Source organism: Flavobacterium sp. HNIBRBA15423 (assembly GCF_052655965.1).
The window spans coordinates 2,027,794-2,049,921 of record NZ_CP199751.1; the positions used below are offsets into that span (position 1 = coordinate 2,027,794).

General features: G+C 29.9%; 22 protein-coding genes. 10 read left to right on the forward strand and 12 right to left on the reverse strand.

The annotated features are described in order from the left end of the window. Positions 1–272 precede the first annotated feature (272 nt). Positions 273–1,121 (reverse strand): SDR family oxidoreductase, encoded by an 849-nt coding sequence (locus tag ACULEV_RS09195; RefSeq protein ID WP_445458376.1) that lies wholly within the window; start codon positions 1,119–1,121, stop codon positions 273–275. Between the two features lie 269 nt (positions 1,122–1,390). On the opposite strand from ACULEV_RS09195, the gene ACULEV_RS09200 reads away from it, so the two are divergent. After that, positions 1,391–3,715, forward strand: a complete 2,325-nt coding sequence (locus ACULEV_RS09200; RefSeq protein ID WP_445458377.1) for a glycosyltransferase — start codon at positions 1,391–1,393, stop codon at positions 3,713–3,715. A 37-nt stretch (positions 3,716–3,752) separates the two neighbouring features. Here ACULEV_RS09200 and ACULEV_RS09205 read toward each other — a convergent pair whose 3' ends face one another. The 5 genes from ACULEV_RS09205 to ACULEV_RS09225 all read right to left on the reverse strand — a co-directional run bounded on the left by ACULEV_RS09205 (position 3,753) and on the right by ACULEV_RS09225 (position 9,496). Next, positions 3,753–4,973: a glycoside hydrolase family 130 protein gene (locus tag ACULEV_RS09205; RefSeq protein WP_445458378.1), complete on the reverse strand. Its 1,221-nt coding sequence runs from the start codon at positions 4,971–4,973 to the stop codon at positions 3,753–3,755. Between the two features lie 393 nt (positions 4,974–5,366). Then, positions 5,367–5,852, reverse strand: coding sequence for a YciE/YciF ferroxidase family protein (locus tag ACULEV_RS09210; protein ID WP_445458379.1), 486 nt, complete (start codon positions 5,850–5,852; stop codon positions 5,367–5,369). 104 nt (positions 5,853–5,956) lie between these two features. Then, the gene (locus ACULEV_RS09215) at positions 5,957–7,792 is read right to left on the reverse strand and encodes an FAD/NAD(P)-binding protein (protein WP_445458380.1); all 1,836 of its coding nucleotides are present in this window, start codon (positions 7,790–7,792) and stop codon (positions 5,957–5,959) included. A gap of 122 nt (positions 7,793–7,914) precedes the next feature. Then, positions 7,915–8,364 carry a ferritin-like domain-containing protein gene (locus tag ACULEV_RS09220; RefSeq protein ID WP_445458381.1) on the reverse strand — a complete coding sequence of 150 codons (450 nt, stop codon included), beginning with the start codon at positions 8,362–8,364 and terminating at the stop codon, positions 7,915–7,917. A gap of 115 nt (positions 8,365–8,479) precedes the next feature. After that, positions 8,480–9,496 carry a helix-turn-helix domain-containing protein gene (locus ACULEV_RS09225; protein WP_445458382.1) on the reverse strand — a complete coding sequence of 339 codons (1,017 nt, stop codon included), beginning with the start codon at positions 9,494–9,496 and terminating at the stop codon, positions 8,480–8,482. A 483-nt stretch (positions 9,497–9,979) separates the two neighbouring features. Here ACULEV_RS09225 and ACULEV_RS09230 point away from each other — a divergent pair, with 483 nt between their 5' ends. From ACULEV_RS09230 to ACULEV_RS09240, 3 genes are all read left to right on the forward strand, one after another. After that, entirely contained in the window at positions 9,980–10,867 is an 888-nt protein-coding gene (locus ACULEV_RS09230; protein ID WP_445458383.1) for a YihY/virulence factor BrkB family protein, read from the forward strand. Between the two features lie 176 nt (positions 10,868–11,043). After that, positions 11,044–11,214 (forward strand): lmo0937 family membrane protein, encoded by a 171-nt coding sequence (locus ACULEV_RS09235; protein WP_445458384.1) that lies wholly within the window; start codon positions 11,044–11,046, stop codon positions 11,212–11,214. Between the two features lie 370 nt (positions 11,215–11,584). Beyond that, entirely contained in the window at positions 11,585–12,037 is a 453-nt protein-coding gene (locus ACULEV_RS09240; protein WP_445458385.1) for a response regulator, read from the forward strand. Positions 12,038–12,054: 17 nt separating this feature from the next. Here ACULEV_RS09240 and ACULEV_RS09245 read toward each other — a convergent pair whose 3' ends face one another. The 6 genes from ACULEV_RS09245 to ACULEV_RS09270 all read right to left on the reverse strand — a co-directional run bounded on the left by ACULEV_RS09245 (position 12,055) and on the right by ACULEV_RS09270 (position 16,169). Next, the gene (locus tag ACULEV_RS09245; RefSeq protein WP_445458386.1) at positions 12,055–12,408 is read right to left on the reverse strand and encodes a four-helix bundle copper-binding protein; all 354 of its coding nucleotides are present in this window, start codon (positions 12,406–12,408) and stop codon (positions 12,055–12,057) included. 171 nt (positions 12,409–12,579) lie between these two features. After that, the gene (locus ACULEV_RS09250; RefSeq protein WP_445458387.1) at positions 12,580–12,930 is read right to left on the reverse strand and encodes a hypothetical protein; all 351 of its coding nucleotides are present in this window, start codon (positions 12,928–12,930) and stop codon (positions 12,580–12,582) included. A gap of 173 nt (positions 12,931–13,103) precedes the next feature. Beyond that, entirely contained in the window at positions 13,104–14,123 is a 1,020-nt protein-coding gene (locus ACULEV_RS09255) for an AI-2E family transporter (protein WP_445458388.1), read from the reverse strand. Positions 14,124–14,161: 38 nt separating this feature from the next. Continuing rightward, on the reverse strand, positions 14,162–14,401 hold the full coding sequence (locus ACULEV_RS09260; protein WP_445458389.1) for a Rho termination factor N-terminal domain-containing protein: 240 nt from the start codon (positions 14,399–14,401) through the stop codon (positions 14,162–14,164). Positions 14,402–14,790: 389 nt separating this feature from the next. Beyond that, positions 14,791–15,324 (reverse strand): lipid-binding SYLF domain-containing protein, encoded by a 534-nt coding sequence (locus ACULEV_RS09265; protein ID WP_445458390.1) that lies wholly within the window; start codon positions 15,322–15,324, stop codon positions 14,791–14,793. Positions 15,325–15,854: 530 nt separating this feature from the next. Then, positions 15,855–16,169, reverse strand: coding sequence for a hypothetical protein (locus tag ACULEV_RS09270; protein WP_445458391.1), 315 nt, complete (start codon positions 16,167–16,169; stop codon positions 15,855–15,857). A 136-nt stretch (positions 16,170–16,305) separates the two neighbouring features. On the opposite strand from ACULEV_RS09270, the gene ACULEV_RS09275 reads away from it, so the two are divergent. The 6 genes from ACULEV_RS09275 to dnaG all read left to right on the forward strand — a co-directional run bounded on the left by ACULEV_RS09275 (position 16,306) and on the right by dnaG (position 22,125). Beyond that, the gene (locus tag ACULEV_RS09275) at positions 16,306–16,548 is read left to right on the forward strand and encodes a hypothetical protein (protein WP_445458392.1); all 243 of its coding nucleotides are present in this window, start codon (positions 16,306–16,308) and stop codon (positions 16,546–16,548) included. Between the two features lie 8 nt (positions 16,549–16,556). Further along, complete coding sequence (locus tag ACULEV_RS09280; RefSeq protein ID WP_445458393.1) at positions 16,557–17,117, forward strand: helix-turn-helix transcriptional regulator; 561 nt, start codon at positions 16,557–16,559, stop codon at positions 17,115–17,117. A gap of 85 nt (positions 17,118–17,202) precedes the next feature. Next, positions 17,203–17,694, forward strand: coding sequence for a hypothetical protein (locus tag ACULEV_RS09285; protein WP_445458394.1), 492 nt, complete (start codon positions 17,203–17,205; stop codon positions 17,692–17,694). Beyond that, complete coding sequence (locus tag ACULEV_RS09290; protein ID WP_445458395.1) at positions 17,691–18,608, forward strand: tyrosine-type recombinase/integrase; 918 nt, start codon at positions 17,691–17,693, stop codon at positions 18,606–18,608. Before ACULEV_RS09285 ends, ACULEV_RS09290 begins: the two co-directional genes overlap by 4 nt. 46 nt (positions 18,609–18,654) lie before the next feature. Then, a complete protein-coding gene (locus ACULEV_RS09295) occupies positions 18,655–18,840 on the forward strand; it encodes a hypothetical protein (RefSeq protein ID WP_445458396.1) in 186 nt (61 codons plus the stop codon). Between the two features lie 3 nt (positions 18,841–18,843). Then, on the forward strand, positions 18,844–22,125 hold the full coding sequence (gene dnaG / locus ACULEV_RS09300) for a DNA primase (protein WP_445458397.1): 3,282 nt from the start codon (positions 18,844–18,846) through the stop codon (positions 22,123–22,125). Positions 22,126–22,128 lie beyond the last annotated feature (3 nt).

The window sequence follows — 22,128 nt, forward strand, 5'->3', positions numbered from 1 at the left end:
CAATTTTAATTCAGTTCGTAAAATCACGAATGGTTTTTTTAATAAAAAAGGAAATTAGATTATTTTTACTTTTTCTTTTTTACGATAAGTCAACTCAATCTATTATTTAGGAAAAAAATATAATGAGAAAAGTTTCACAATTTTACAACACTATAACTACTCAAGTAGTTTAGTAGGCAACAAATCATCATACCAATCATTTCGTATAATATTTTCCCAATATATTTTAACAAAACACAGTTTCTCAAAAATAAAAGCTTTAAGTTCTATTTTCAACCTCCAATAATTTCACCACCATTGATGTGAATAAACTGTCCAGTAATATAACTACTATCTTCACAGGCTAAAAAAACATAAGCAGGTCCAACCTCACTGGGTTGTCCCGCTCTGCCCATTGGAGTATCTTGACCAAAGTCGGTCACATCCTCAAAACTAGCTGGAATGAGTGGTGTCCAAATAGGTCCTGGTGCAACACCATTAACACGGATTCTCTTTTTTGCTAATTGAGCAGATAAGGATCTAGTAAAACTTACAATAGCTCCTTTTGTGCTAGCATAATCAACAAGATGTTCGCTTCCTCTATAAGCAGTAACCGAACTCGTATTTATTACAACATCATCTTCCTTAAAATATTTTAATGCGGCTTTGGTCAAATAGAAAAAAGGATATATGTTGGTCTCAAAAGTTTTATGCAACTGTCGTTTATTTATGTGAGAAATAGAGTCTTGTGGAAACTGCATTGCGGCATTGTTTACTAAAATATTTAATTGCCCATATTCCTTAATACAAGCTTCAATACAAGCATTACAATTAGCCTCTTCTTTTATATCCGTTTTAATAAGAAGACATTTTCTTCCTATTTTTTCCACTTGCTTTTTTATATTTTTGGCATCCTTGATCTCTTCTAAATAAACGAGTGCAATGTCTGCTCCTTCTTTGGCAAAATGTAAGACAGCACTACCACCAATTCCGCTATCACCTCCTGTTACTAAAGCAACTTTATCTTGTAGTTTTTCAGAACCTTTATAGTTTGCACGTATTAGTTCTGGTTTGGGATTCATTTTATGTTCTTTTCCTGGCTGAGATTGCATTTGTGCAGGAAACTCGTTTGGCTTTTTCATAATAAAATAATTTTCATTAGATAGATTAACAAATTAAAAACTATAATATGTAAATCGTAAACGCTATTAAATTAAAAATTAATCCAATAAAATAGTTTGTTTTTTAAATATTACAAAATGCAAAAAATATATAACTTAACTGATTGGGTTAAGAAATTACTTTTTAAGAGTAATGATACCCTTTTTTAAAATTTAACTTAGCTAAATGGTGAACTCTAATAAGGAATTAAATAGTAGCCATGATATAAACAAAAACAAATCTTCAAACTATGATAAGTAATATAAATATTAAAAATCCAACTAACAATAAGTCCTATATTGATAAAAAGGCAGGTTTAAGAGACAGAATTAGTTATAATGATAATAAGCTTAAACGCTTACCTAAAATTTTAATGCTATCAACATATTCTCCGAGACAATGTGGTATAGCAACTTACACTCATGATTTAAAAAATGCGCTTGACAACACATACGAAAACTGTTTTGTAACAAAGATATGTGCCATAGAATCAAATGAGGAAAGCCATGCTTACAACAAAGAAGATGTTGATTTGGTATTAAATACAGACAATTTAGAATCATTTATTTCAATTTCCAATAAGATAAATGCTGATGAAGACATAGAACTTGTTATGGTTCAACACGAGTTTGGTTTATTTAAAAATAATGAAGAGGCATTTATAAACTTTTTAAGAAGCCTCAACAAACCAATAACACTTGCATTTCATACCGTATTACCAAAACCTAACATGGCATTAGAAACATATGTTAAAACTTTAGCATCAATCGCCAAAGTAATTACGGTTATGACAAAATCTTCATTTGAATTACTAGTAAACACTTATGGGATAGATTCAAAAAAAATAGAGATTATCCCCCATGGAACCCATTTAGTAAAACACAAGAAAAAATCGATTCTGAAAGAAAAATATAATTTATTGGGAAGAAAAGTGATATCAACTTTTGGTTTTTTGGGTCCAGGAAAAAGCATAGAAACTACTTTGGATGCTTTACCCGACATTATAAAAGAACACTCTAACATTATTTTCTTAGTTATAGGAAAAACACATCCAACTCTTTTTAATAAAGAAGGTAGTGCATATATGCATTCTTTAGAGAGAAAAGTTGAAGCATTAAAATTAAAAGACCACGTTAAATTTATTAATGAATTTGTCCCTCTTTCAGAATTACTTGAATACTTGCAACTATCTGACTGTTATATATTTACTTCAAAAGATCCAAACCAAGCAGTAAGTGGTACATTTTCTTATGCTGTAAGTTGTGGTTGTCCTATCATATCTACACCTATTCCACATGCCAATGAAGTTTTACAAAATGGAAATGGTGTTCTTTTTGATTTTGGTAACTCTCAACAATTGTCCAAGGAGGTGAATAAATTATTAAACAATAAAAATCTTAGAAATGACATGAAATTGAAAGGATTGCATGCTTCATCTGCCACCTCTTGGGAAAATGCAGCCATAGCTCATGCCCATGTTTTTTCTAAGGAAATAAAAAAACCTTTAACATTGAAATATAAAAAACCACAAATCAACCTGGATCATATAAAAGCAATGACCACAGATGTTGGTATCATCCAATTTTCAATTATCAATACACCAGATTTAAACTCTGGGTACACAGTAGATGATAATGCCAGAGCGCTTATAGCTGTTTGCGAACATTACAAATTAACGCAAAATCCATCAGATTTAAAATTGATAAAGACTTACATCAATTTCATTTTAAAGTGCCAACGTTCCAATGGTTTATTTTTAAATTATGTGGATAAAGATAAAAAATTCACCAAGCAGAATGATGGAGAAAATTTAGAAGATGCTAATGGAAGAGCCATTTGGTCTTTAGGCAATGCTTATTCATTAATGGAAGAAGCAATTGATTTAGATATAACCCTCCTTCAAAATATGAAATGGGCAATCAATCAGTTTCAATTACCAATGCAACATTTTAAATCCCCTAGAGCCATCGCCTTTATTATAAAAGGTCTATACTACTTTAATACGAAATTGAATAGTAAGAAAATAACCTCATCTATAGATAATATGGCTAACAAGCTTGTAGATTTATATGAATTTCATTCTGAAGCTAATTGGAATTGGTATGAACCTTATCTTACTTATGCTAATGGTGTATTACCCGAAGCATTATTATTTGCTTGGAAAGCTACTGAGAAAACAAAATTCAAGATCATAGCGAAAGAATCTTTTGATTTTTTACTTTCTAAAACTTTTAACGAAGATTCAATTAAGGTCATATGCAATCAAAACTGGTTAATAAAAGGATCTGATGAAAAATTAGCCTATATTGGAGGAGAACAACCCATTGATGTAACATACACCATATTAGCCTTAAAACAATTTAATTTTATTTTCCCTTTAGAAGGTTACGATACCCAGATGGAAATAGCTTTTAGCTGGTTTCTTGGTAACAACCAATTAAAACAAATAATTTACAATCCTTGTACAGGAGGCTGTCATGATGGTCTTGAAACACATAATGTTAATTTGAACCAAGGGGCAGAATCTACTGTTAGTTATTTACTAGCTCGATTAGCTTTTGAGGAAATAGCTTAAATTTGGCACTTCCTCAATGACATCTAAAAAATGCCAATTAATCTTTTGTTTTAAGAGCTGTTAATAGATCATCCAAATTAACAGTAACGTATGAAGATGAATAATCGGATACAGCATAGGGTAAGATTAAATGGTTATTATGTATGATGCTACCACAGGAATACACAACATTTGGTACATAACCTTCTCTTTCTTCTTCCAAAGGAGAAAGAAGAGGTTCTTTTAACCTACCAATCTCTTTAGTTGGATCTTCTAAATCTAATAATGAAACACCTATACAATAACGTCTCATTGCTCCCACACCATGGGTAATTAACAACCAACCATGATCTGTGTAAATGGGTGAGCCACAATTTCCTATTTGTGTAAACTCCCATGGGAATTTAGGTTCCTGGATTTTTATGGGATTATTCCATAAGGTGATTCTATCAGAATAAAAAAGATAATTATTAACGCCATCAATTCTTGCCAACATGGCATATTTTCCTTTTACCTTACGAGGAAAAAGTGCGAAATTTTTGTTTTGGGCTCCATGACCATGCATGGGCATAACTCTAAAATTTATAAAATCGTTTGTTGACAATAGTTTGGGAAGAATGGTGTAACCGTCATAAGCCGTGTAAGTGGCATATATTTTTTCAGTACCATCATCTTCTGTAAAACGCACAAATCTAGCATCTTCAATTCCTTTGCTTTCTGCGGATGAAATGGGAAAAATAGCGCGTTCTGAAATATTGGAATCTGAATGAAATTCAATATCATAATAAGAATCAACCAGCCAGGTCATTTCCTTGAGTGCTTTTCTCCTTTGTTCATCAATATCCAGCTTTAATACGTCTCTAACGGCTTCTTTCAAAGCAAAATATTCAAATCTGTCTGATAATGAATTCATAATGGTTGAAGAATATTTTTTTGGAATATTCATTTCCTCCATTTTTTTCATAAATCGTTTTTTGTTATACGTTTTTTTATTTGTAATGTTTGGAAGATCGATGTGTTTGTGAACATTCTGCATTTGTAAATTATTGGAAGCATCCAAAATGCCTTTCCTAAAAACTATAGAGGACAAATGACCTTCTCCAGTAGCTCTAAAGGATATTATGACCCTTTTTTCTCCTTCAGCCAAAAATGACTGATCGAAATCTTCAACAATAGACGGGTTAAACAAAGCGGAGGCCTCTACCGAATATTCCAATGTACTATAAGAGCCTATTAAAAGTTTTCGTTCTAAAGAAAATTTTTCATGATCAATCCCCATGGATTCTATTAGATTCTCGTAGTTATTAAAGTGCTTTAAAAAAATATTTGAAATATTTCTGTGCCTGCCCAAAAACTCTTTAAGAGTTATTTCAAGTTCATGTTTAACCTGAACTTCGTTTAAACTCATAATGCGGTGTACTAAATTAATGGTTCTAGCATCACCATTATTAAAAAACCGGGCTACTACCCTACTTGAATCTGGCTTGAAATATAGATTTTTACGAACTACTGTAATTGACATAATTTTGTCTAATTTTTAAATTGTTTTTAATTTTTGTCTTAAAATCAGTTACTAAAAACTTGAATAATAGCATAAACTGCCTATAAATTAATTAGAGATTATTTAAACCGCAATTAATTTATAGACAGCAAAGTATTTGAATTATGTTGCTTAACTAACAGCTTTTTTATTAAGCTTGTTTTCAGCTAATTTATTCAACTTACCATTTGCATCATATTCTTCATCCAAAGTTTTCTGCAACTTACTTGCTATATTATCATAACCTAATTCTTTGGCATAACGAACAGCTGTACCGTATCCTGCAATTTCATAATGTTCAATGCGTTGCGCTTCTGCAATAAGACCTGCATCCATAATTTCATTATTACCAGCTTCTTCTATAAAGCTTTCCGTTTCACTAATTAAGCCTTTCATTGCCTTACATGTTTCTCCTTTTGGTGATATTTCTAACTCATCACAAATTTCTTGAAGTCGTTTTTTTTGCTCTTTCGTTTCTTCTAAGTGATTTTCAAAAGCTTTCTTTAATTTACTATCACTTGCTTTATTTGCCACTTTAGGAAGTGCGTCTATTAATTGGCTTTCTGCACTAAATAAATCTTTTAACTGATGTTCGAATAAATCTTTTAATGTTTTCATGTTTTATTTTTTTATAATTATTTCTCTAAAGGTATTTTGAAAAATTGCAAGTGACTAATCCTAAAAATAAAATTATTGCCCCATATGATATATAATTGAAAAATCTAAATGGAAGTATATAATTTTGATACCTCTTCAATTTTTAAAGCATCATAATTTATCTGATCTCCATATGTTATCATGGCATTAATAAAAATAGCTGCCGTTGCATTACATGCTTGAAGTCCGTATGAATAAGGTCGTAAACCAGAAAGATGGGTAAAAGTCAAATCAAAAATTCGGTTGCTTGCTTTTCCATTTTCATTAATTACCCTAAAACTTGGATCAATATCTATTCCATCTAATTGACGAAGAAATCCCTCCTTTTTTTTAAAGATTCCCGCATCTGATTTTAAAACTTCTGAACTAATTTTTTTATTAACATAATTTGCTCTTGCCGCCCTAACCACATTTTGATTTACCAGTGTTTGAAATGGATAATTTTCGATATTTATAATCTTGTCACCTGCACATTCAACAAACATTTTATAGGATAAACTAACGGTTGTATCTTTTTGCTCTACCGTTACTTTAGTTTCTTCGTTTTCTGAAGTAATCTGAGTAATTTTACCAGCAACTAAATCCAAAACCCCAACATCATACAAAGCCAAAAGTATTTTAGCAGAATCTAAAGGAAGTGCTGAAATAACATTCATTAAAAAGGGTGAAACTTTAGTGTGAAAATAAAGATGGTCTTCAGCAGGTAAAAGTTCCGCATGCCAATTTAAAGTAAACATCAAGTCGTCTAACGCTTCTTTCCAATAAATGGGTGTATCTTCTTGTAAATATTTTTTGGCAGGCAGTATTTCATTTCTCATCCCTTCAAAGGCATTATCATAATGATGACGTTCACTCATTTTTTCGATAAAGTCTCCTAACTTAAAATTAGGGTCAGATAAAAAACTTGCTAAATCAGAAAGATCATTTGCTAAAAATGCTTTCTTTAAAACAGGTCTGCAAATGATATCAAAATAAGTTTCTAATCGTAAATAGCCCTCATTATCTATCAAATCAAGCATGCTTTTTCTATCAGTATGTCGATAAATTTTCCTGAAAGGTTCCTTTTGCTCATATTGAAGATGAGGAAGCCAACCATTAGCATCATGCATAACAATTTTAAAATTATTAGCATCTTTTTCTAGGTTGAATTTTAATTGACTGCCTTTATTTACAAAAGTTCCATGCCTATGTGCTAATGAAGTAACTACATCAACAGCACTTAATGACGCTCCTAAAATACCTATGGTAAAATTATAATAGGTTTTTGATTTTGGTAAAATTTTAAATATTGGCCATGGCGATTTAAAATAAGCGTTTACTAAGTCATCCTTTTCGGGCGAGTGATGTCCAGTCACTATTAGCACCTTATTAAAAATAAAAGTATTTCCTGTATGAGCTGTAAGTTGTACATTATTATCTTTTGGGATGTCTTTTATATCTGTTACATGCGTATTTGTGTGAATTGAAATTTTAATCCCTTTCTGTTCAATAGTGCATACTATCTCTTCAAATTGATTATTTAAATATTTACCCAATGCAAGTCTACTATATGTTTTTTTATCACTAACTTCCTCTTGGACTATTCCCCACGTTTTTAATACTTCTGGTTTTTCTTGTTTTAGCCAATTTGCAAAACTGATTTTTAATTCAGGTATTTCCTCAGATGAAATATTGGATAAATTATAGGTATCGGTTGTTTTGGAATTATAAGGCATACCCATACCTACTACAGAATCCTTCTCAAAAATAGTAATCTCCTGCCATATTGAAGATAACTGCACACAATTATCCTGTATGTGTTTCAGCAAATACACTACTGAAGCTCCACTACCTATAATGGCTAATGTTTTAAGATTTTTAGCATTCATATTAATTGCTATGGGTTTAATTATAAACTTCACTTTTACGAAACAAGAATTATTTTTACTAAACTCTGAGTTTTGAATATAACCGATAAATATATTAATGTAAAAAAGAGAAGTATTTCGCTTCCCTCTTTTAGAATAATACATGTCATATCAAATTAACGGATATCTTCTAATCTTTTGATAGTATTAAGGTCTTTAGCAATTGCTTCTCTTTGTTTAAGCAATACGCTTTGTGTACTGTAAGGTAATGAAGTTTCATTAAGAATTTCATCATACTCTTCCAAAGCTGCCTTTTCACCTTTAAGAGCTTCTTTTAGCGTTGATTCATCGCTATCCAATGAAAAAAGAGCTTTTATATCCATCCACGCACGATGTGCAGCACCAGTAAAACTCCCTTCTTTTTCAATCTCTTCACCCAAAGAAGTAATTTCTAATTTTAATTCATTTCCAAACTCATTACGCTCTTGAGCTTTATTTTGAAAATATTTTTTTAAATATGTGTGATTTGTATTCTCTGTTGCCTTCCTAAAACCTTTTTCAGCATCATTGGTTTTTTCTAAAAGATCATTTAATTTATTACCCATTGTTTCTGTCCAAGTATTCATAATAATTTAATTTTAAGTTTATGATGAAAAATTTATGAATGTAATTTAAAGATGAAACTCTTTAGGTATTGATTCTTTTAAATGAAAAATTAACTCATTTAAATTACATTCTTATTTAAGCTTTAAGAGTTAAAAGATTTTGATGGTTTTGATAATGTTTAGGACTACAATTATATTTTTCTTTAAAAATTTTAGAAAAGTAACTTCTACTTGTGAGACCTACTGTATAAACAATTTCTGAAATATTTAATTCTGTTGTTCTTATTAAGTTTTCGGCTACTTCAATTCTTATATTTCTTATAAAATCTGTAACTGTTCTGTTATGCATTATTTTAAAACCCTCTTGTAATTTGAAAGGTGATAAACCAGATTTTCTACTTAAATATTTTAAACTATATTGAATTTCTGGAGCGCTTCTTATATGTTCAGTTATTTCTTTAACTGCTTCCATATCTGTTTGAGTAAGCGAATAACAATTAGTCATGGCTTTACTTAAATCATTTTTATGTTGTTCAATTTCTAGAGCGAGAATTAAATAAACAACACTATTAATGAGTAAATTTCTAACCAATCCCTTTTGATTAAGAGCTTTAAGATGATTTATTTTTTCTACAATTTTCAAATTGAAAGAACCTATGTATGAGAAAACACTATTCATCTCATCAAGAATGAATGTGGTTTTTAATTGATTTTTTAATTCTTTATCAGAAACTGATAAAACATCTACAATAACCATGGAGAATTCTATCTTTTTATTTTTTTCAAAATTGAAAAAAGTATTGTTTTCTGAAGAATTGGAAAAAATACCCGTTTGAAATTGGCCTAATCTGTTTTCGTTATCATTTCCTCTAAAACTTTGCTTAACATGTCCTTTGGAACAATATCCAAAATAAATTGAACTGGTGTCACTAAGTTTATTCAAAAATGACACATCGACATTAAACATGATATCATATTCCATATAAATAATAGCATTTTCTACAGAAACTCCTGAAATAAACCCTTTACCAATTTCATTATTTAGTTCTAATTTGTATTCTTTAGATTTTATTTCAATTTTTCCACCCAATTCTGCTTGAATTTGATTAAAAATAATAGAAAGAGAATTTGAAGTTATTAATACTGTTTTCATGCTTATTTTTTTAAATTGTTAAAAAAAGATTTGTTTGTTTGTTTTTATAAATCAGTAAATTAAATTACTACTGCATTTAATTAGCGCCAACTAAATTTGATATTTGAATATGTAACTACGTAATAAAATTTTAAAAATTTGAATATCGTTTATAAATAACTTTTATCTTTAAATTTAAATCTTCAGCTTGTCTTTTTATTCATTAAATATTGTATTAACAAAGATGCATTAAGAGGTGAAATGTTTTGTTACATTATTTTTTAATTACTTTATATAATTTTAATGATTTTTAATTTTCTCAAAAGAGTAGAATCATAACCATCAAAGGTGTTAAAATGTGGGTGATTTTTTCTAAACAAAAGAACCTTTTCGCTAAAACACTTTTTAGATTTATCTGACTAGGATAAATCATTAGCGTTAATTATTTTTCTGATTCTATTAAACATTATTACAGAAATTATTTTATTTTAAAAAAAATATTTTATGAACCATCAAGATAAAGACTTAAAAAATCCAGATACATTTAAGCTTAAACATATGCCTAATTTATTAATTAAGACGTATAAGGCTTGGATGAAAAAAGATCCTTTTAAATTAGGTGCTATTGTTGCCTATTACGCAATATTATCTCTACCTGCGTTGCTCATTATAATATTAAACTTAGTTGGCACCATTTGGGGAGAAGATCTAGTTAAAGGTGAACTATATTCAGAAATATCAACTGCTTTAGGCACTGACACTGCTACATCAATTTTAAAAATGGTTAATAAAAAAGGTGATAAATCAACATCTATATTCGCTACGATTTTAGGTATAAGTATTTTATTGTATGGAGCTACAGGCGTTTTCTATCAGTTACAAAATGTATTAGATGATATTTGGGAAAAAAAACAAACGTTTTCAAACGAAATAATAACCACTCTATTAGGTAGACTAAAAAGTTTTGGATTCATTTTGATTTTTGGATTTCTTCTTCTAATAAGTTTTATGTTAACGGCTTTGCTTACTACATTTGCCAATAGAATATCTTATTTATTTTCAAGTGAAATTTTAGATTTTGCATACATTATAGATATAGTACTGTCTATGGTTTTTATCTATTTTTTGTTTGCTGCCATGTTTAAATATTTACCAAGTACTTCTATAAAATGGAAAGCTGTAAAAGTTGGTGCAGCATTAACAACCTTTTTCTTTATTTTAGGTAAATATATTCTTGCCTTTTATTTTGGGAAAGCAGAACCTGGATCCACCTATGGTGCTGCGGGATCTATAATTATTGTAATGCTCTGGACCTCTTATACCAGTTTGATTCTTTTTTTTGGTGCACAGTTTACAAAAATTTATTCTGACAGATATTTGATAAATAATTAGTACATATTTTTAATAGGTCATCACTCTTAGTATTTACAGCACACAAACAGATAGAGTTAAAATTAAATGCAATTGAGTTAAATGGAATTATTTACAACCTTTATCTTTATAGTACGAAAGGTGTTTTAGTTTAAAATACCGTACATAAATTTAAAAACTAATTAAACTTTATTATTATGAGAAGTATTCTTTGGCTAATTGCAGTTATATGTATAATTATTTGGATTTTAGGATTTTTTGGGATAGTAGAAGGTATGGCTACAGGCAGTTTACTACATGTACTTTTAGTAATTGCTATTATAGCTATTTTATATAATATAATTTCTGGGCGAAGACCTCTAGATTAATTTAAAACGAACTGCTTGCTTATTAAATACACCTTTATTGAAAAATATAGTAATCAGTTATAATTAAATTTTAAGTATTAAAAATAAAACGAATTTTACGATATAATTAATTAACTTACTAAAATATGGCTATAAATTATATCTTATTTAACCCGTTGAATGTAATTAATTTTTGAGAATGATTTTTCGTCAGTTGGAGTGATTTTTGATAGAAAATCGGATTGTGAACAAGAAAAGTTTCATTAAAAACAATTCTCGACACATCTCGATTATCATCAGAACACTCAAACTGACGTTTTTAATAATTACACCCAACGGGTTTTTATTTAATAAAAATTAATCTTTACAAACCATTTTTAAGAATATAATTATGCTATTACAAACTCTCTTAATTTTTTTGGCAGATGATGATAAAGAAGATCGTATGCTATTTAAAGAAGCCTTAGATGAGATAGAGAACGTTATCATTGAAGATTTTGACAATGGTGTAACGCTTATGGATAATCTTTTAAAGGCAGATAAATTACCTAATGTTATTTATTTAGATTTAAATATGCCTTTAATGAATGGTGAAGAATGCTTAATTGATATTAGAAACGAACCAAAATTTTCTAACATTCCCATAATTATTTACTCTACTTATGCCGATGTATCTATCACTAATGAATTACAAAAAAAAGGGGCTAATCTATACTTAGTAAAACCCAACTCTTTTGAGAAGTTAAAATATTTATTAACTAAAAGCCTGGAATACATCTATGATGAAAAAAGTAGAGTAAATTTTCAAGATTTTGTAATTTCTGAAGAAAAAATTGGAATATAATTAATAATAAAGTTTTTTTAAGCAGCCATTTCACGACATTCTTTAGCACAAGTAAGACACGAAGCAGCACATACTTTACAATGTTCATGATTATGTTGCTCGCATTGTTTAGCACACCATTCACATATTTGTGCACATAATAAACAATACTCTTTGGTTAAAGGTCCATAGGCAATCATAAATTTAATACAAATTGAACAGGCATCTATACATAATAAACAACATTTAGGACAATCATTTATGCTTTCTTTACCTAACATTTGAATAAGACAATTTTGACAATCAATTAAGCATTGCTGACATGCTTTTATACATTTTTCATAATTAAGTATCATATCTTCTAATTTTATGTTTATTTCTCTTTCTTTCATCGTTAACTAAATATTTCAAACTTCAGAAACAAAAATTTATAGCTAAATATCTTTTCAATCCTATTTTCATTCTTTCATCATTAACAAACAACATTGTTTAAAAAAATATCTAAAACTTTCATTTTGAAGATAAATCAGGGTAAATCCAAAAGAATCATGACTAAATAACATTTAAGAAGATGAGTCGTTCTCATTTATGTTTTCTTCCTTAGAAACATTCTTTTCTGGTATTTTCTTAAAGAAATCTGCAACCTCCAAATCAGCACTTGGTCCATAACCCATTAAGAAAGTACCTTTTTCACCTTTACTTGTTTCAATAATATACAAAATTGACATATCAGAAGGATCACTCATCCCTTCATACCTGTGTTCAGCAAGAATGAAAATATCATTTGGAAAGTACTCATTTTTTGTTTCACTATTAATGAGTTTACCCTTTTCAAAATGAAAATTACATGTATAGCCTTTATCTTGATAAATTTTAATATTATCCATCTCGTGTTCTGCAAATTCTTTTTTCATTTCTTTATTTTTTTATCATTTAATAACATACAAAATAAAAATTTTGTTGCCTGTTTAACAAAGTTGAGATAAAATAATGATTAAGGATGACCCGAAAAAATTCTATTTTAACGCTATCGCTAGTTAGTTTAGGAAATTCATTGTTTCATAGAAAAACAGAAACTACATATAATCTATCCCAAATTGTTTTCTTGAACATATTCTTTTCTATAAATACGAACAATTATTAAGAACAAACTAATTAATAGAGGTCCAAAAATTAAACCTATAAAACCAAATAAAGGGATGCCAATAATAACTCCAATAAGAGTAATTAATGGATGGACATTATCTAATCGTCGTAAAACGTATAAACGAATAATATTATCAGTAATGCCTACTATTACAATACCGTATATTAAAATCCCCCAAGCTTGAACTGTATCTCCATTGGATAGTGTTAATATGAAAACAGGAATGGTACCTAAAAAATTACCTACAAATGGAATCATAGATCCTATTGTTACAGCTACAGCCCAAAAAAACGGACTTTCAATGCCAAAAATTAAAAATCCTATCAAAGCAACAATGCCTTGGGCAATAGCAACCAAAGGAATCCCTAATGCATTGGCACGCACCATTTCTTGAACTTCATTACCTAATAATTTTAGATTTTCTTTGCTAATAGGAATATATTCAATTAAAGTCTCACGAAATAGTTTGCGATTGGTAAACATATAATATAGCAAAAAATACATAATAGAAATAGCTATAAACGTATTAAAAGCACTCCCAGCGATGATGGATATGTTTTCAGTTAACTTACTGGAGATGTCTGAAGAATCAATATTATCAGCAAAATGAAACCCAAAATAATTTTCCCAATCTTCAAGTCGTATTTTAATAACTTCAAAGACTTTTTTAGCATTATCAGACGCTTTTTCTACTTTATTACTTAACATTAGTATAGCTCCAGTTACTGGAACCAGAATGGTGATAAAAGATAAGAACATAAGAAATCCAGCCGCAAATTCAGGTCGCCACCCTTTATATACAAGTTTAGCCATAATATTTCTTAGAAGCACATAAATAGTTATAGCTCCCAATATACCTGACAAGTATAGAATCATCTCTCTAAAGATTATAACACCAATTAAAACAATCAAGAGAAGCATAAAGATTTGTTGTATGATTTTAGGCTTTATAATATTCATTATCAAATTTTTAGTATTATTTAAAATTGGGATTATCTCTAGTTGTTTCTTAAGCTATGTATAAGTTCTGCTTTATTCATCTTGGAGCGTCCTTTAATACCTACGTTTTTGGCTTGGTCATATAATTCGGTTCTAGTCCACTTTTCATAAGGTTTTGCCATACCTCCTTTTTTACCTGCATTGGGTGAATTAGCTATTCGTGCAGCATTTTGTTTGCTGTAACCTTTTTCTCGGAGTGCCACATATTGGTCTTCGTTTTTTATAGTTGGAATATCCATTTCTTTTTAAGATTTATGTTATACCCAAATTTTAATATATAAAACAAGACTAGTTAATCTAATCAGATAAAATATTAACTTCAAAAAAACTTAGAATACTAAACCATTTTAATTGCATCAAAAAACTATTCTTTTGAGTTAATTACAATATTTATTAATAAGTAATTTTAAATCGACAATTAAGAAGAAAAATAAAATTGAGTTAAAAAGAAAAATTGATTCATTATAAAGCTTATATAATTTTTATAAGTGAGTTGATTGAATACCTCTAATTTTTAAAGATTAGAGGTATTTTTTATATGAATTTGAGTTAACTAAATATTTCGAAAAGAGGTTAAATAAAAAAAGTTGACAACATGTGCCAACTTTTAAATACCAATCCTTTTTCATTATTCAAAAGGATGATATTCAAACTTCTGTCCACCAATAGAAGCATCAGCCATAAGTCCAGCTTTAGGCAGAGCAAAAACCACAACACCATCATTATAATTGACATTTTCAGATTTTCCTTCATCAGCAATAACAGCAGAAGCTTCAGCAGAAAACTCATAATTTCCTTCCTTAAATTTAGCCAATGCAGCATCGGTTTCAAAAAAGATAACTTCTATAACCGCTTGTCCACCCGCTTGAAGTCCAATATTTAATTTTTTTAATGCTGTCATTCCTACAGGTTTTCCGTTTTCGTAAAGAACTCCATTCCCGCTTGCTCCTCCAACAATTAATCCTCCTTTTCCAACATTCGGAAAAATGGCATACCCAGAAGCATTATTAAAGAATTTTTCCAATCCTGCATCTTTAACAATTAGCGTATTTTTCGCTTTGGTTGCATCTTTCATTATTTTTTTGTCTTTATCAGTTTGTGCAATTGCTCCAACAGTTATGAAGAGTAAACAAACTAATATAATTTTTTTTAGAGTTTTCATAAATATTATTTTTATTAAATTAATAATTCAAATCTATATAAATGTTTTTTACATACGTAACTCTATCACATTGATTATTAGCTCAAAAAATAGACAAGATTAAAAAATTAAAAAATAGATAATTCTCTTGAAATGAAAAGTATACATATAACAATCCTTTCAATCAAATTTAAATCAAAAACAAAACTAATCACAAAAAATAATGATTTGGAAGATGTAGAAAGCTCGTTGAATTTTGTTCATCAATATTCTACTAAAAATAAACAAATACATTTAAAAAGGACTGAGCAGAATATTAAGGTATAGTTGATTGGCTTTTCCTAAAAATCACATTTTTAAAAATTCTTCATTTCGAACCACTAGAGTTAATGAAATTATAGAAGCTATCTATCATATCAACAGAGAATTATATGAAAATAAAAACGGGACAAAAAGGATTTTCCTCTTTGTCCCGTCAAGTGACCCAGTCAGGATTATTTAACCCTTTTTAACAAGCTAACTTTCACTTAGTTATATAATACACGTGTCTGTTACGTGTCTTTTTTGCTTTTAATTTCTTCTTTTAGTTCGTTTAAAATCTCCATTACTTTATTAATTCTAGCAATTGGTCCTACCTCATAATTCGTAGAAGGTTCGTTTACAAAATCTACTTTTTCATTCTTAACTAACCAATTCAGATCTACATCTGTATTTAGGCCAATTGCCTTGATTAAATCTCCAGTCAAATTATTAGCTTGAAGATTTCTGTTAAAAACAATATGATTTACACCTATCATATCAGCAAAATCCTTTTGACTAATAGCCTTGGATTTTAATATCAACTCTATTTTATCCTTAAAATTCATTTAGAATGATTATAAATTAATTTATTTCATAAACTATTTAGTTTATTTTTTTGGCTATAATAAACTTTTTAGTTTACTTTGTGACAGAAATATAAACTTTATGACAAATATAATAATTAAAAACAAAAAAAATGATATGCACTTGCATATCGATAAGGCATATGAGATTATTGAAAATAATCTTCCATCAAACTATGTCGATAAAGTGATGGCTAAAATTAAAGATGAGACCTTAAGTTCAGGAATCATTCGTAACATAAAAAATCGAGTTACTAAATATCCTAACACTAGGATAAATGTTCTAAATGCACTAGTGGAAGTGTCTAAAGAATATCAGGCCGATTTAAATCAACTCAAGGAAAACACAAAAGACAATTAAATAACGCCATGCAAGACAAAATTATCCCAGGTCTATTAGACTCTAACTCTTACGAATTTTTCAACCATCAAAGCGAAATAAAATTCGTGAATAATGGTCAAGTAAAAAGCTTTTATGAAGCTCCTTTTAATGTAATATCAATACTTCAGGAAGCCATCGATAATAATCCTGAAGGAAAAGCAATATTAATGGATTGGTTTCCAAACTCAGGATTTAAACAATTAGAAAAGTATGTGAGTTGTCGTTTTGGCGGAATAGATTATTCACCAGATTTATTAGATGGAAAGCTTCAGGAAGGAGAATTTTGGAATTGCCCAAAAAGAGGCAATTGTCCTGGAGAAAATATCCTTTGCTCACCTCCTACTGTAAATGGAAATAAACTTTCGAATATCGAAATAAAATTAACTCAGCTATTAACTACAGATAAAACAAACGAAGTGATCGCTGATTATTTGGATCTGCCTTTAGGTACGTTCCATAAATTAAAACGTGAGCTATACGAAAAGTTTGGATCCATCCAAACTAAACAAGCGCTCACTAAAAAGGCTTACAACCTGAATATTATCTAGTACGTTCTTACCCTTTACGTGTGTACTTACACACAATAATTTCACTCTCCCTCTTCGGAGGGAGTTTTTAAAAATCTATAAAAACATGAAATTAAAAAATAATCAAAGAATTATGTCTAATGCTGGTTATGCGACGGTTTTTTTAGAAGACATTGCTATTGCTGATAGAAAGTTAAGAACTGCAATTAAAAATAATCCTGAATTTGAGGATCAATTAAATGGGTGCTTTTTAAAGCTTAAGAGAACAGATTGTCTGACTGATATTTTATATCCATCGCATGTTGATGAACTAATAAATAGAATTATCGAAAACGATCCTTTAGAAAAATTAACCGAAGCTGAAATATTGTCTTTGATGTCGAAAGTAAATCAATTCATTTCGTTGCCGGGAAATGAGTTTACGACGGCAATCAAACAATTGTTTTCAAAACTAATAGAAGATGAATTGGGCATTGTAGATGATATAAGTAATGGTCTTGAAGAACGAACTGGAAGCAAATGGGATGATGAATCTAAAGAATTAATATTAAAAATAAAAAACAAATTTTCAATAAAATTTAGAAGCTCACAATTATGAAACTTAAAGAAATAATACCAGCGTTTATTGAATATAAATCTGCATTTGTAAAAAGATCTACGATTTCGGCCTACTCTCTTTTGTTACAAAATCATGTGTTGCCTTTTTTTGGAGAACTAGAAGAATTCGAGGAAGATTTAGTTCAGGATTATGTTTTGAAAAAGTCAAAAAATGGCCTGAGTAATAAGACTATTAGCGATACTCTGATAGTTCTTAAGATGGTTCTTAAATTTGGAAGCAAACGAAAACTATATAATAATATTGATTATGGGGATATTGTCTATCCTTTGGAGCAAAAAAAGGGTGGATTCGAAACTCTTTCAATAGCGCAAACTAATTTGCTAATAAATCACACGAAGAAAAATTTCACTTTTAGAAACTTAGGAATTCTTCTATGTATAAGTACAGGCATAAGGATAGGTGAAGTTTGTGCTTTACAATGGAAGGATTTTGATTTAGAAAAAGGGATAGTTACTGTCAATAAAACAATTCAGAGAATATACATAGTTCAAGAAGGTAAAAGAAAAACAGAATTGATAATTGATGATCCTAAGACAGCAAATAGTAATAGGCAAATTCCTTTAAGTCCCGACTTATTATTTCTAATAAAGCCACTAATGAAAATAGTTTCTTCTGAAAATTTTATTTTAACCAACGAAGAAAAGCCTACAGAACCACGTACTTACAGAGCGTACTATCATAGTTATATGCGTAAATTAGATTTACCTATAATGAAGTTCCATGGGCTTCGCCACACATTTGCAACGAGGTGCATAAACGCAGGTGTCGATATTAAAACTACAAGCGTGATGCTTGGCCATTCAAATATTACTACGACTTTAAATTTGTATTCCCATCCTGATCTAGCTCAAAAGAAAACGGCCATAGGGAAAATGTTCAAATCCCTGAAGTAATCAAAAATCAAAACCAAACTTTTACAATATTTTAAAACACGTTAATATGAAAATATCAATCCAATCACAAATAAATCAAGCGGAAGCTCGCATTCAACAGTATAAAATGAGTGACTTATTTTCTGAAGAAGAAAAAAGTAAACTCGTTAAAATTGCAGAAAAAGAGCTTGAAATTCTTCAATTAAAAGCGATCAATGAAATTGAAGTAATTAACCCTGAAATTGTTAAATAATTTATGATTACTAGAGAATCAATTGAAAGAGTTTTAGAGGCCGATATTTTAGAAGTACTTCAAAAAGTATTGCCAAATCCATTAAAAAAAACAGGTGCTAATTATAGAGCTTTATCTCCTTTTGTAGATGAAAAGTCACCGTCTTTCATGCTTTCTCAGTCAAAAAACGTTTGGAAAGATTTTTCTTCAGGGAAAGGTGGTGTAGGTCCTGTTAGTTTCATAATGCAATTCAGAAATAAGTCCTGGATTGAAGCCATTATAGAAGTGGCAGAATTGTCAAACACAATACTGCAGTATGAAGAATTAGACGATGAAGAAAAAGAAAGACAGGGAAAAATAGAGCAACAAAGATTGCTTCTTGAGACTGCTAAAAATCGTTTTAGAAAATATTTTGAGCTGCTAAAAGATAATGATTGGGCAAAACAGAATATTGCAGCTCGTGAGTATTCTGATTTAACTCTCGAGCAATTTCAAATAGGTTATGCGGTTCCAAATTCAAATGACCTAACAGCTCCGCTCAAAGAAAAAGGACATCTTCAGGATGGAATAGACATAGGAATTGTAGCGCAAAAAGAAAAAAGAACGTTTGATTTTTTTAATGATCGTTTAATTTTTCCTGTTTTAGATGACAGAGGTAGAACGATTGGATTTGGTGGCCGAGCTGAAGGGGATAAAAAGCCGAAATATTTAAATAGTCCGGAAACAAACCACTATAAAAAAGATATGGTTTTGTATGGGCTATTCCAGGCTAGGCAAAATATAGTAAAATACAATCAAGCTTATTTAACTGAAGGCTATACCGATGTAATTGCTTTTCACGATAAAGAAGTAATTAATACAGTTGCTACTTGCGGAACGGCTCTAATGCCTGAGCATGTTAAGAAACTAAAAAAACTATGTTCACATGTTGTAATTGTTCGTGATGGTGATGGTGCAGGCCTTAGAGCTGCATTCAGAGATATAGATTTATTGTTGGCTTCAGGTATGCGAGTTTCGATTGTTCCAATGCCTACAGATGAAGATCCTGACAGCATCTCAAGAAAAGAAAAAGAAAATTTACAAAGTTGGCTGGATAAAAATATGCAAGATGCTTTATCCTGGAAGTCAACTAAACTAAAACTCGAATCAAAAAATCCTGACGATATTTCTTTTGCCGTTACGAATGTGTGCGAATCATTGATGCAAATTAAAGATTCAATTCGCAGGAAGGAATATGCTAAAATTTGCGCTAAGAAAATAGGCGTTTCAATCAAAGATTTTCAGGATAAATTGGACACTCTTTCCAATTTAGAAAAGCAAAAAAAGAATAATAGGAAGGATATTCATGAAGATGAACGATATGAATTAATTATCCAGGGTTTTCCAGAAGATGGTGATGTTTCTCAATATAAAAAGGATGGCTATGTTTTAGCTCCTGAAGAAAAAGCTATTTACTTTTTTGTGAAAAATGAAAAAACAGAATATTTCTTTAAAGGAGCAAATTTTATTTGCAATCCCCTATTTGTGATACGTTCTGCTAAAAATGAAGGAAAGCGTTTAATTGAGTTCGAAAATTCTGTTGGAGAAAAAACAGTTTTTGCCATGAACAATAAGGAGATCTCTAACTATGCTCAATTCAAGGAAAAAATATTAGACGGTTACAATTTCACTTTTGATGGTAAAACCACTAATTACCATTTCACCCAGTTTAGAAATAGAATGCTATACAATTTCGATGTAGCAAACGAATTAAGAACTTTAGGAAAACAAAAGGAAGGTTTCTTCTCCACGGCTGATGGAGTAATATTTGACAAGAAATTTTGGCCAGTAGATGAATATGGAATTGTTCAGGTTGAAATTGAAGAAGATGTAGAAGAAAGAGTAAAAGCCTATAAAAACATGTTTTATTTACCTGCATTTTCTAAGGTTAATATTGGCAATCGTGAAGATGATGACGATTACGAAAGTGTAAGAAACTTTGTTTATAAAGAATCTGATATCACATTTAATCAGTGGATGATGCTTTTCTACAAAGTTTATGGTCCAGAAAAAGCGATGATCGGAATAGCCTTTGCAATTTCGGCTTTGTTCAGGTCTTCAATTGTGAATCAGTTTGGTTCTTTCCCTTATTTATTTCTAACAGGACAAAGAAACTCTGGAAAAACAAAATTTTCAGAATCGATAACAAATTTGTTCACGCCAAATCAAAAGTCGTATGATTTGAATACCGGAACAATGGTTGGTTTTTTCAATCGTATTTCAAAAATTAGAGATATCGTTATTGGTATGGAAGAGTTTACAGATCAGATTCACGAGGTCAAATTTCAATCTTTAAAGGCTGGTTATGATAATAGAAGCCGCGAGAAAGGACAAAAAACCGGAACTGATAATGCGGTGGTCAAAGTAAATTCTGCGTGTATAATTCTTTCTCAATATCTATCTGTTAGGGATGATAATTCATTGACATCAAGAAGTATCACTATGAACTTTCTAGAGCAAAATTATACTTCAGAACAAAAGACAACTTTCAACAGGTTGAAAGCTTCAGAAAAAAAAGGAATGACTTCGATGTTATTAGAGCTCTTGCAATATCAAACAACTATCGATTTACAATTATCGGTAACTATAGAAGAATTAAATAGATCATTGTCCAAAGATATCAAAGGCGAATACATGGAAAGGATGTTGGACAATTTTGTAAGTATCATGGCTCCCATTAAAATTTTATACAAAAAGTTTGTTTTTCCATTCAAAATGGAAGAATTCTATAAGCTAAGTTTAGAAACAATTGTAGCAGCTTCAGACATGATTAATGATACTGAAGGCACAGCAGTATTCTGGAGAACTTTAGAGTTCTTGGTAGACAATAAACGAATTAAGCAAGATGAAGATTTCATTATAGAAACAAAACCAATCTTCACCATTTGGCCAAAGAAAAATGAATCCAAAAACTTTGAAAATAAGTTAAATGATAAAATACTATTTCTAAGGCTTGGAAAAGTACATCAGGATTATGTTGAAGCGGTTTCAAGAAGGAAAAATGAAGATCCTATTGGAGAAGCAACGCTTCGAGGGTATTTTAAAAGTAAGCCTTATTATATAGGAGCTGTGAAAGCTATTCATTTTGAGAACGGTTCAGGAAGCTGCTACGCTTTCAACTATACGATGATGGAAAAGACTGGAGTATTAAACATCGTTCGTGATTTTAAAAATTCACAAATAAAGGATCCTGAAAAAGCATTCCCTCATGATACAGCTGCTCAAAGTTTTGTTCCTGCAGGCGCAAGTGATGATTTACCATTTTAAAAA

What these genes read in the sequence shown, in the direction of transcription:
- ACULEV_RS09195 (WP_445458376.1), bottom strand. Translation starts at nt 1,121, where the DNA reads ATGAAAAAGCCAAACGAGTTTCCTGCACAAATGCAATCTCAGCCAGGA.
- ACULEV_RS09200 (WP_445458377.1), top strand. Translation starts at nt 1,391, where the DNA reads ATGATAAGTAATATAAATATTAAAAATCCAACTAACAATAAGTCCTAT.
- ACULEV_RS09205 (WP_445458378.1), bottom strand. Translation starts at nt 4,973, where the DNA reads ATGGGGATTGATCATGAAAAATTTTCTTTAGAACGAAAACTTTTAATA.
- ACULEV_RS09210 (WP_445458379.1), bottom strand. Translation starts at nt 5,852, where the DNA reads ATGAAAACATTAAAAGATTTATTCGAACATCAGTTAAAAGATTTATTT.
- ACULEV_RS09220 (WP_445458381.1), bottom strand. Translation starts at nt 8,364, where the DNA reads ATGAATACTTGGACAGAAACAATGGGTAATAAATTAAATGATCTTTTA.
- ACULEV_RS09225 (WP_445458382.1), bottom strand. Translation starts at nt 9,496, where the DNA reads ATGAAAACAGTATTAATAACTTCAAATTCTCTTTCTATTATTTTTAAT.
- ACULEV_RS09230 (WP_445458383.1), top strand. Translation starts at nt 9,980, where the DNA reads ATGAACCATCAAGATAAAGACTTAAAAAATCCAGATACATTTAAGCTT.
- ACULEV_RS09235 (WP_445458384.1), top strand. Translation starts at nt 11,044, where the DNA reads ATGAGAAGTATTCTTTGGCTAATTGCAGTTATATGTATAATTATTTGG.
- ACULEV_RS09240 (WP_445458385.1), top strand. Translation starts at nt 11,585, where the DNA reads ATGCTATTACAAACTCTCTTAATTTTTTTGGCAGATGATGATAAAGAA.
- ACULEV_RS09245 (WP_445458386.1), bottom strand. Translation starts at nt 12,408, where the DNA reads ATGAAAGAAAGAGAAATAAACATAAAATTAGAAGATATGATACTTAAT.
- ACULEV_RS09250 (WP_445458387.1), bottom strand. Translation starts at nt 12,930, where the DNA reads ATGAAAAAAGAATTTGCAGAACACGAGATGGATAATATTAAAATTTAT.
- ACULEV_RS09255 (WP_445458388.1), bottom strand. Translation starts at nt 14,123, where the DNA reads ATGAATATTATAAAGCCTAAAATCATACAACAAATCTTTATGCTTCTC.
- ACULEV_RS09260 (WP_445458389.1), bottom strand. Translation starts at nt 14,401, where the DNA reads ATGGATATTCCAACTATAAAAAACGAAGACCAATATGTGGCACTCCGA.
- ACULEV_RS09265 (WP_445458390.1), bottom strand. Translation starts at nt 15,324, where the DNA reads ATGAAAACTCTAAAAAAAATTATATTAGTTTGTTTACTCTTCATAACT.
- ACULEV_RS09270 (WP_445458391.1), bottom strand. Translation starts at nt 16,169, where the DNA reads ATGAATTTTAAGGATAAAATAGAGTTGATATTAAAATCCAAGGCTATT.
- ACULEV_RS09275 (WP_445458392.1), top strand. Translation starts at nt 16,306, where the DNA reads ATGCACTTGCATATCGATAAGGCATATGAGATTATTGAAAATAATCTT.
- ACULEV_RS09280 (WP_445458393.1), top strand. Translation starts at nt 16,557, where the DNA reads ATGCAAGACAAAATTATCCCAGGTCTATTAGACTCTAACTCTTACGAA.
- ACULEV_RS09285 (WP_445458394.1), top strand. Translation starts at nt 17,203, where the DNA reads ATGAAATTAAAAAATAATCAAAGAATTATGTCTAATGCTGGTTATGCG.
- ACULEV_RS09290 (WP_445458395.1), top strand. Translation starts at nt 17,691, where the DNA reads ATGAAACTTAAAGAAATAATACCAGCGTTTATTGAATATAAATCTGCA.
- ACULEV_RS09295 (WP_445458396.1), top strand. Translation starts at nt 18,655, where the DNA reads ATGAAAATATCAATCCAATCACAAATAAATCAAGCGGAAGCTCGCATT.
- dnaG (WP_445458397.1), top strand. Translation starts at nt 18,844, where the DNA reads ATGATTACTAGAGAATCAATTGAAAGAGTTTTAGAGGCCGATATTTTA.